Annotated in this window: 12 protein-coding genes; 3 read left to right on the forward strand and 9 right to left on the reverse strand. The window is 62.7% G+C overall.

Going from position 1 to position 8,791, the window contains the following annotated elements; translation table 11 throughout:
- Positions 1 to 108: 108 nt before the first annotated feature.
- Both Y708_RS0116965 and Y708_RS0116970 read right to left on the reverse strand, forming a co-directional pair.
- Positions 109 to 528, reverse strand: coding sequence for a type II toxin-antitoxin system VapC family toxin (locus Y708_RS0116965; RefSeq protein WP_028280848.1), 420 nt, complete (start codon positions 526 to 528; stop codon positions 109 to 111).
- A complete protein-coding gene (locus Y708_RS0116970) occupies positions 525 to 752 on the reverse strand; it encodes a FitA-like ribbon-helix-helix domain-containing protein (RefSeq protein WP_028280849.1) in 228 nt (75 codons plus the stop codon). Before Y708_RS0116970 ends, Y708_RS0116965 begins: the two co-directional genes overlap by 4 nt.
- A 134-nt stretch (positions 753 to 886) precedes the next feature.
- On the opposite strand from Y708_RS0116970, the gene Y708_RS0116975 reads away from it, so the two are divergent.
- Both Y708_RS0116975 and Y708_RS31200 read left to right on the forward strand, forming a co-directional pair.
- Positions 887 to 1,348, forward strand: a complete 462-nt coding sequence (locus Y708_RS0116975; protein WP_035776711.1) for a P-loop nucleotide/nucleoside kinase family protein — start codon at positions 887 to 889, stop codon at positions 1,346 to 1,348.
- 619 nt (positions 1,349 to 1,967) lie between these two features.
- On the forward strand, positions 1,968 to 2,489 hold the full coding sequence (locus Y708_RS31200; RefSeq protein ID WP_253905858.1) for an NAD-dependent epimerase/dehydratase family protein: 522 nt from the start codon (positions 1,968 to 1,970) through the stop codon (positions 2,487 to 2,489).
- A gap of 21 nt (positions 2,490 to 2,510) precedes the next feature.
- On the opposite strand, the gene Y708_RS0116990 is transcribed toward Y708_RS31200, so the two are convergent.
- The 7 genes from Y708_RS0116990 to Y708_RS0117015 all read right to left on the reverse strand — a co-directional run bounded on the left by Y708_RS0116990 (position 2,511) and on the right by Y708_RS0117015 (position 8,041).
- On the reverse strand, positions 2,511 to 2,951 hold the full coding sequence (locus Y708_RS0116990; RefSeq protein ID WP_028280851.1) for a protein-tyrosine phosphatase family protein: 441 nt from the start codon (positions 2,949 to 2,951) through the stop codon (positions 2,511 to 2,513).
- A 44-nt stretch (positions 2,952 to 2,995) separates the two neighbouring features.
- A complete protein-coding gene (locus Y708_RS28635) occupies positions 2,996 to 3,298 on the reverse strand; it encodes a type II toxin-antitoxin system PemK/MazF family toxin (RefSeq protein ID WP_081746923.1) in 303 nt (100 codons plus the stop codon).
- A gap of 23 nt (positions 3,299 to 3,321) precedes the next feature.
- Positions 3,322 to 3,558 carry a hypothetical protein gene (locus Y708_RS0116995; RefSeq protein ID WP_028280852.1) on the reverse strand — a complete coding sequence of 79 codons (237 nt, stop codon included), beginning with the start codon at positions 3,556 to 3,558 and terminating at the stop codon, positions 3,322 to 3,324.
- 22 nt (positions 3,559 to 3,580) lie between these two features.
- Positions 3,581 to 4,066: a PTS sugar transporter subunit IIA gene (locus tag Y708_RS0117000; protein ID WP_028280853.1), complete on the reverse strand. Its 486-nt coding sequence runs from the start codon at positions 4,064 to 4,066 to the stop codon at positions 3,581 to 3,583.
- 34 nt (positions 4,067 to 4,100) lie between these two features.
- Entirely contained in the window at positions 4,101 to 5,837 is a 1,737-nt protein-coding gene (locus Y708_RS0117005; protein ID WP_028280854.1) for a glycerol-3-phosphate dehydrogenase/oxidase, read from the reverse strand.
- 114 nt (positions 5,838 to 5,951) lie between these two features.
- The gene (locus Y708_RS0117010) at positions 5,952 to 6,623 is read right to left on the reverse strand and encodes a DNA alkylation repair protein (protein ID WP_028280855.1); all 672 of its coding nucleotides are present in this window, start codon (positions 6,621 to 6,623) and stop codon (positions 5,952 to 5,954) included.
- A 278-nt stretch (positions 6,624 to 6,901) separates the two neighbouring features.
- Complete coding sequence (locus Y708_RS0117015; RefSeq protein WP_028280856.1) at positions 6,902 to 8,041, reverse strand: GuaB3 family IMP dehydrogenase-related protein; 1,140 nt, start codon at positions 8,039 to 8,041, stop codon at positions 6,902 to 6,904.
- Between the two features lie 69 nt (positions 8,042 to 8,110).
- On the opposite strand from Y708_RS0117015, the gene Y708_RS29990 reads away from it, so the two are divergent.
- Positions 8,111 to 8,791, forward strand: a 681-nt coding sequence (locus Y708_RS29990; protein WP_028280857.1) for a WXG100 family type VII secretion target, incomplete at its 3' end; no start/stop codon positions are given.

Genomic DNA, 8,791 nt, shown 5'->3' on the forward strand with positions numbered 1-8,791 from the left:
GTCGGCGGGGCCTGTCCTTGGCCTGCGGTCTATAGCGGGCTGGAGCCACGGGGCTCTGACGAGACGGTCCCATCAGCAAGCTCGGTCAACGCCCGAATGTGACCACTTCTACTCGGCCTGATCCCATGGGTTATGGCAATGGGCGCCGAGTGGCTCGAAGTGTTTGGTGTTTCGCGTCGCGACAGTCATCTCGGTGGCCTGCGCGATGGCGGCGATGAGGGCGTCATCTAAAGGGGCGTGATCGGGAACCCGGAAGGTGGCAAGGATCCGCGCGGCCGGTAGGTCGAACGGCAGCACGCGGCCGGCGAAGGCCGGCAGCACGCGATCCTCAAACCATCGGCGCAGGATCTGGCCTTGTGCCGCGTCGGCTCGTTCCTTGGCGACGATACCGCGTTCGACCTCTGCAATCGTCGTGGCAGTTACAAACTGGTCAGCTACCGGGATCGACGCCGCCCAGGCCTCGACCGGCGGATTACGTCCGCGAACTCGCAGAGCGGATACCACATTGGTGTCCAGGACGTACCTCACAGCTCAGGGGTCCGGGCTGTAAGGCCAAGCCGTTGGGGCTCGAGCTCGATGTCGGCGCCCTCATCCATGCCCAAAAGGTCCACCATTGTGACGGGGTCGCGCTTGAGGGCCTCGGCGAAGATCTCGCGCGCCTCTGCCTCGACGGATCGGCGATGGTGCGCGGCTCGCGCGCGTAACGCTGCCTTGGTCCCCGCGGGCAGGCTGCGGATCAGGATCTGTTCCACGATAATTCACCTCCGATATCAATCAAATGATATCATTTCGAGCGACTGCCACACCCCCCTCGCCGCGTTCCGCTAGTCGATCGGCTACCGGACAACCTTGAGAGGCGGTTCTCCTCGTCAATATCATGGAGAACATGAGGCGTGTTGTGTTCATGTGCGGTCCGGCCGGATCTGGTAAATCGACCTTGGCCCGGCGATTAGAGATCGCCGGCTTCATGCGATTGTCGATCGATGAAGAGGCGTGGAGTCGCGGTCATCGGAGTCAGCCGCTTCCAGCCGACGTTGCCCAAACAATTGAGAATGAACTGCAAGATTTGCTGATCAGCCAGGTGAATATGGGCATAGACGTTGTCCTCGACTACTCGTTCTGGTCACGGGCGATGAGGGACAACTACCGGCATCTTCTCAGCCCATTGGGAGTGACGCCGGAGACGATTTACCTTGCCACCCCACGCAACGTTGTTCTCGATCGCATCAGGGCTAGGGATGGCGATGACTCGAACGAGGTGAAGCTTAGCGAGGAAACGGCGGCCGAGTACTTCGATGCTTTCGAGCCTCCGACCGCGGAAGAAGGCCCGCTACAAGTCATCCTTTAGCACGGCATTTCGATGGAGGATTCGATTAAAGGCCGCAAGATGCTTATACAAAGATGGATCAGCGGTAGTGCTGTACTCAAGACCGATCGATGAGAAGTGGGGTTTCCCTGACCATGGGACGAGGATTGCCGTCCTGTGCGGGATACTCGATGAGCACAGGTACTTCAACACTTTGGACCCTTAAGGAGGAAGCACGTGCGGGCAGTTGTTATGGGCGGAACCGGAGCCATCGGTGGAGCCACCGCTTTGCGACTGGCAGCAGCCGGATGGTCGGTCGACGTGACCGGGCGCGACCCGGCGTCGATGCCTCCAGAACTGACCGTCGCGGGTGTACGCTTTCATTCGATTGAGCGGAGCGCCGTGAGGGAGATCGGACATCTGATCGGCGCCGGAGCGGAGTTGCTCGTCGATCTGCTGGCGTACCGCGCTGCCGATGTGCGTGCGCTGCTGCCGGCAATGGGTTCCGTGGCGTGTTCGGTTCTCATCTCCAGCAGGGCCGTCTACGTCGATCCGGCTGGGCACCACATCAACGGGGAAATTCCGCCCCGGTTTCCGGTTCCGATCGACGAAAACCAGCCAACGCTCCCGCCCGCCGGTGAGCATGTGAACCCCTTCACCCGTGAGGGATACGCGCCCATCAAAGGTCGCTGCCGAGCAGGCCGCTTTGGACAGCGGGCTGCCTGTCACGGTCATCCGGCCGTCCAAAGTTCACGGACGATGGGCCCTGAACTCCCGCACGCGCCCTTTCGTGGAATCGATGATCCGCGGCGACCGGACGATCGAGCTCGCGGACAGGGGTGCGTCGACCGACCATTTGACGGCGGCACTCAACACCGCCGCGCTCATCTCCACTGTCGCCGCTCAGCCGGGTCAGCGGATTCTCAACAGTGCTGACCCCGACACCCCGACTGCCGAGCAGATTGTTCGGAGCATCGGCACACAGCTGGGTTGGACTGGAACCCTCAATTTGCTCGACGATGCAAACGATTCAAATCGGGGACGGCACCCCTGGCTGGCGGCGCATCCGATCGTGCTGGATACCGGCGCTTCGGTACGTCTCGGATATACGCCGGTGGGAACCGGTCTGGACCTTCTCAGGGAGGAGATCGACTGGGTGGCCACACACTGCCGCACCCGTTAGTAGGTTGACCTACGGAATGTATCAGTCCGCTGGCGGCTGCTGGAATTTCCTGACATATCGCCGCTGCCAGGGAGTCTCGACCGCCTTCACGTTGTAGTGCTTGCGGACGTATTGCACGGCGTCGTCCGGGTGAATGCCGTCGAGAATTGCGAGGCAGGCCAACGCTGTACCGGTCCGCCCGCGGCCGCCGTCGCAGGCTACCTCCACCCGCTCGGATCCGGCGCGCAGCCACAGCTCGGAGAATGCGTCACGCGCATCCACACGGTCCACCGGCAAACGCCAGTCGGGCCACCGCACCCAACGTAGTGCCCACTCCATCCGCGGCGGCGGCTTACCCAGCAGGTAGAGCCCGAACTGGGGAGCGGCGCCCTCAACGTCGCCATCGCGCAGGCCCCGTCCCCGTATTAGCCGGCCGGAAGGCAGCCGAAGGACATCGGGGCGGGTCTGGTCCCAGGGTTCCACACCCAAAGGATAGCGGTGACCGCCGTGCCGCCATGCAGTGATCGTCAGCCGGCGCAATCAACCGAAACTTGCAAAGCAGCGCAGATGTTGCGCATGCGGGAATCACTCAGCCGTCCAAGGCGCGTCACGAGCACGGCGATCGAGACACTCTCGACAGAGTCGAGGTTGACAGCTGCTCGACGAGGGACCGGGTCGTCGCCCGGTTCGAGGACAACTTCGCTGGGAATTCCCCGGATAGTTGTGGTGCACGGCGCGATGAGTGCGCGTCCAAGACGAGGGATTGCGGCGTCACGCGACAGAACGACGACGGGGCGCCGACCGATCGCGGCAAGCTCGCACCACCACATCTCCCCTCGTGCAGGTACGGGATTCACGAAGCTGCCGCGGCTTGACGGAACGAAGCCAGGTCGCCCCACTCGTCCGGCTCGTCGAGCGGATGCTCATCATAGGCAGCGTAACTCGCGTCGATTTCTGCGGATCGATGACTAACGAGCAGAGCGCGGAGAGCCGCGTCGATGAGAGCGGCGTCAGTGACACCGGAAATTACCCGTCTGGCACCTTCCAGAAGGCCTGCATCCACCGTGGTGCTCAGTCGTGTGCGAGTCATGCCACGACGCCTCGATCTCCTGCTAGTGGTCGAAGAACACCAGCGACGAATTGATCAGCTCTGCGATTACTTCCTCGTCGTGCGCGCGCCGCAGGGATTCCCGGAAGTTTTCCTTGAACAGGGACCGTGCGAGGGTGGCCAGTACTTCCAGATGTTCGGAGAAGGACTGCGCCGGTGTTGCAATCAGCAGGATGAGCGTGGCGCGCCCGTCCACTGCGCCGAAATCCAGGCTGTGCCCGTAACGGGTAACTCCCACCGCGATGGACGTCTGCTGCACGTGTTCGCTGCGGGCATGTGGGATCCCGACGCCGCCGGGAAGGCCCGTGGCCATCTGATGTTCGCGCGAATTCACTTGTTCGAGGAACCCCTCGAGATTGGAAATGCGCCCGCTTTCGAAGAGCCGGGCAGCAAGCTGCGCTGCCGCTTCCTCCTTGTTCTCCGCCACCATGTCCAGGATGACCAGTTCAGGGGTGGTCAGTTCGGCGTCCTGCAGGTCCAGGGAGCTCATACGGCCTTTCAGCGGAGTGGGTTGGAGAGCAGCTTCAGCTTAGCGGCACAATGTCTTCGACGCCCATGCGCGCACTGTCGGCTGAGACGTCGTCGGGCTGTTCCTGACTGAGTCTTTCAGCTTCCACGCGTGCCAGGTAGTGCTTAACCTCACGGTCAACCTGCGCTTCACTCCAGTTGAGGTGCGGCGCCATCAGATCTGCGACCACCGGAGCGGCGGAGACTCCGCGATCCCATGACTCGATTGAGATGCGGGTGCGCCTGGTCAGCACATCACCTACATGGCGGGCATTCTCATGGGTTACGGCGAAGACCACCTCGGCACACAGGTAGTCGTCCGCTCCAGGAAGTGGTTCGCCCAATTCCCGCTTTTCCTTGATCAGCGCAACCACCAGCTCGGCCTGTGTGCCGTAGCGCTGCAGCAGATGCTCCACGCGGGCCACATGGACGCCGGAGGTCTCCGCAAGCCAGACCCGCTTATTCCAGGCTGCCTTGTAGCCTTCCGCACCGAGGAGCGGCACCGTTTCGGTGCAACTGGCGGGTACCCGCTCGTCGAGGGCGCGGGTGGCTTCGTCCACCGCGTCTTTGGCCATCACCCGGTAGGTGGTCCATTTGCCGCCGGCCACCACCACGAGTCCGGGCACAGGGTGCGCGACCACGTGCTCGCGGGAGAGCTTGGCGGTGGAATCGTTTTCGCCAGCAAGCAACGGCCTGAGCCCGGCGTAGACCCCTTCGACGTCCTCGCGGGTCAGCGGCCGCTTCAAAACCCGGTTGACGTGCTCAAGGATGTAGTCGATGTCCTTGGATGACGCTGCAGGGTGTGCCTTGTCGAGATCCCAGTCCGTGTCCGTGGTTCCGATGATCCAGTGCCTCCCCCACGGAATGACAAAAAGCACTGACTTCTCGGTGCGGAGAATCAGGCCCACTGTGGATTGGAAGCGGTCACGCGGCACCACGAGGTGAATTCCCTTCGAGGCACGCACCTTCATCTGTCCGCGATCAGTCACCATGGCCTGAGTTTCATCGGTCCAGACGCCGGTGGCGTTGATCACCTGCTTGGCGCGGATGTTAAATTCCTCGCCGGTCTCCTGGTCCTTGACCCGTGCCCCCACAACGCGTTCGCCTTCACGGAGAAAGTCCACCACGGCAACCCGGTTCGCGGCCTTCGCACCGTAATGCGCGGCGGTGCGCGCCATGTTGACCACGTAGCGGGCATCGTCCACCTGTGCGTCGTAATAGCGGATGGAGCCCACCATCGCATCGTCTTTGAGGCTGGGCGCCGCTCTCAGGGTGCCGCGCCGGGTCAGGTGCTTATGCATGGGAACACCCCGGGAGTTACCGGAGGTCAGGCCCATGGTGTCATAGAGCAGAATTCCGGCGCCCACGTACGGGCGTTCAACAAAACGTTTGGTCAGCGGATAAAGAAAGGGAACAGGTCTGACCAGGTGCGGGGCGATCCGCTGAATCAGGAGGCCACGTTCCTTCAGCGCCTCCTGCACCAGAGCGAAGTCCAGCATCTCCAGGTAACGGAGCCCGCCGTGGATGAGCTTCGACGAACGGGACGACGTACCTGACGCCCAGTCCCGCGCCTCCACAATGCCAACATCGAGACCACGCGTGACGGCATCCAATGCGGATCCAACGCCAACCACGCCGCCTCCCACTATGAGGATGTCCAGTTCCCTGCCGGGCTCAGTGGTGGATTTCAGCGCCGCGAGCGCATTCTCCCGGTTCTGTGGACTGAGCGCCCCTGATGCTGTGCCTGTTTCCATGGCTGTGACCCGCCTTTACTGTTGAGCAATGCGTTCCTCAACCTTAGAACGTGCGGATTCATTCCGCACTGTACTTAACGGACTGATGAGATTATCCGCCTAGCAGGGTGCTTCTCACGGGCTACCCTGGCGGCGCACAATCTCGTTGATCCAGATCGGGGCAAACGGTGACGTGCAGTTAGGCGGCGTCGGGTAGTCCTTGAGAACCTCAAGTCGTTCGCCGATGTCGATCGCCCGCGCACGGTGCCCGGGATGGTGGATCCCAATCTGTGCCAGGCAAGTGTTCATTGCCCATTGCAGGCGGTCAGGCGCATCCTTCATCTGCAGTTCGATCGTGTCGAGCAGCCCCGGCAGGTCCAGGCTCTCGGGCTTCTTCGCCACCCGCTCGCTGGTCAATGCCCACCCGGCGCTGGCGGTCACCGGGTCTGGGTCCGCAGTCCAGGCTATCCGTAGTTCCTCGGCGTGCGGGCTCTTCTTGACCACATACTTCACCAGCCAGTCGTGAACTTTGAGCGCGCGTGACTGGCGCAACATCCCATCCAGTTCGTCGCGGCTGAATTCTTTGGGCCGACAGATCAGCAGGGCGAGGAGCCGGGCGGCGGTGTCACCAGTTGCCCACAGCTCGCGTGCGAGTTCCTGCTGGGTTTTCAACCGCTTGGCGATAGCGCGCAGCTTGGAGAGGTTCACGCCGTGGTCATCTCCATGCGCCTCGTTGACGGCCCGCATCTTCGGATTTTCGAGGTCGGCCAGCTCGGCCGTCAGCACGGCAACTCTCGTCTCGGACATGGCGCCCTTCCTGCTTTTCGTGTTGGCGATCCCAGCCTGGGCCCAGGGGCCGGTTTGTCCTGTCCGTCTGGGACCCTAGCGTCGCTGCCGCGCTCCGGTGCGATCCTGCTTGGCTCGGAAGCGCCGGCCACGATGAACTCTGTGCGCAGCTCTTTACTATGCCCATCACATCGGACCGCGCGGCGTACTCCATGACGGAAGCCAAATCGACATTCTTACACTTAACTTATTATCTGTAAGAGTCAGTACAGGGTGTTTACGTTTAGACACATCACGCGTCAGTCGGTGGACAGGTACGGCGACATCACAACTTCCACCCGCTGGAACTCCTTCAGATCCGAATACCCCGTGGTAGCCATTGCCCGGCGCAGCGCTCCGATGACGTTGGAGGTGCCGTTGGTGTGATGTGAAGGCCCCCAGAGGACCTCCTCCAGCGACCCGACGGTGCCGATGTTGACCCTGTCCCCGCGGGGAAGCTCGTGATGATGTGCTTCCTGGCCCCAATGCCAGCCCTTGCCGGGTGCCTCCTCCGCCCGAGCCAATGCCGAGCCCAGCATGACGGCGTCCGCGCCCACCGCGATGGCCTTCACGATGTCGCCGCTGGTGCCCATACCGCCGTCGGCAATCACATGCACGTACCGTCCGCCCGACTCATCCAGATAGTCCCGGCGCGCGGCGGCCACGTCTGAAATGGCCGACGCCATCGGTGAGTGGATCCCCAAGGCGCGCCGCGTCGTCGTCGTCGCTCCCCCACCAAAGCCGACCAGCACGCCCGCCGCGCCCGTGCGCATGAGGTGCAGCGCCGGTGTGTAGCCGGCGGCGCCGCCCACGATCACCGGAACGTCGAGCTCGTAGATGAACTGCTTGAGGTTCAGCGGTTCCTCATTCTTGGACACGTGCTCTGCAGATACCGTGGTGCCACGGATGACAAAGATGTCGACGCCGGCGGCCAGGACGGTCTTGTAGAACTCCTGCGTGCGGCCCGGAGTGAGCGAACCCGCCACCGTGACGCCTGCTTCGCGGATCTCGGCGAGACGGCTGGTGATCAGGCCCGCCTGGATGGGCGCCTCGTAGATTTCCTGCATGCGCCGGGTGGCTGCAGGGCTGAAATTCTCGGTGGCGAGGCCCGCAATTTCGTCGAGAACCGGCTGTGGATCCTCATACCTGGTCCAGAGTCCTTCAAGGTTGAGCACGCCGAGGCCACCCAGTTTGCCCATGGCGATGGCCGTAGCCGGGGACATGGCCGAGTCCATGGGCGCGGCGATGACCGGCATCTCGAACTGGTAGGCGTCAATCTGCCACTGCACCGACACATCCCGGGGATCGCGGGTTCGCCGCGACGGTACCACCGCCAGATCATCGAGGGAATACGCCCTGCGTCCACGCTTGGCCCGGCCAATCTCAATCTCGTAAGTCACTGGTCTAGGTTATCCCAGCGGGGACTCCTCCCCATTGTGGCCATCCCGGCGCTGACTTAGGGTCGAATTATGACAAGCGAGACGCTCGGAGCAAACCCCGACCAACTGCGCTCGCTGGCGCAATCCATGGGGACCTCCAGCCAGACCATCTCCGCCGCTGATCAAACCATCACGGCCCTGTTGAGCGGCATTCCGTGGAACGGTGGAGACGCGGACCGTTTCCGCGACCGCTGGCACTCCATTTTCCGAATCCAGCTGAATCAGGCCGCGACAACGCTGAGTGATCAGTCCAGACTTCTGGTTGACCAGGCGGACCAACAGGAACAGACCAGCAACGACGGCGGCGGCGGACCGGCAGGGCCAATGGTTCCCGCGTCCCAGACCTCTGACAGCGACGGGAACTTCCTTGACACGTTTCTGAACTTCGGCGGGGATATGGGTGGCTGGCCGCCGTACCAGATAGCAAACTGGGTCACGTCGGCGGGTGGCTTTGGCTCAGAGCGGCTCCTGTCTGCAATGAGGAGCGCCGGGCTGCTGACCAGCGAGTTTGGCACCGCCCCGGGAATTGGATATCTACGTGGCACGCAGGCCCTCAATGCGCTCAACATGGCGGGCAAGTTTGCCGGCGGACTTAGCGTGTTTACCGGACTGGGGCAGACTTATCAGGGCATCCAATCGGGTGACGGCCACGTCATTGCAGACGGCGCCATCACCACCATCCTCGCGGCAGGGAGCCTGACCCCCACACCC

The organism is Arthrobacter sp. H5 (genome assembly GCF_000520595.1).
Classification (GTDB): Bacteria; Actinomycetota; Actinomycetes; order Actinomycetales; family Micrococcaceae; genus Arthrobacter_D.

What these genes read in the sequence shown, in the direction of transcription:
- Y708_RS0116975 (WP_035776711.1), top strand. Translation starts at nt 887, where the DNA reads ATGAGGCGTGTTGTGTTCATGTGCGGTCCGGCCGGATCTGGTAAATCG.
- Y708_RS28635 (WP_081746923.1), bottom strand. Translation starts at nt 3,298, where the DNA reads ATGTGGTGGTGCGAGCTTGCCGCGATCGGTCGGCGCCCCGTCGTCGTT.
- Y708_RS0117010 (WP_028280855.1), bottom strand. Translation starts at nt 6,623, where the DNA reads ATGTCCGAGACGAGAGTTGCCGTGCTGACGGCCGAGCTGGCCGACCTC.
- Y708_RS0116995 (WP_028280852.1), bottom strand. Translation starts at nt 3,558, where the DNA reads ATGACTCGCACACGACTGAGCACCACGGTGGATGCAGGCCTTCTGGAA.
- Y708_RS0117005 (WP_028280854.1), bottom strand. Translation starts at nt 5,837, where the DNA reads ATGGAAACAGGCACAGCATCAGGGGCGCTCAGTCCACAGAACCGGGAG.
- Y708_RS0117000 (WP_028280853.1), bottom strand. Translation starts at nt 4,066, where the DNA reads ATGAGCTCCCTGGACCTGCAGGACGCCGAACTGACCACCCCTGAACTG.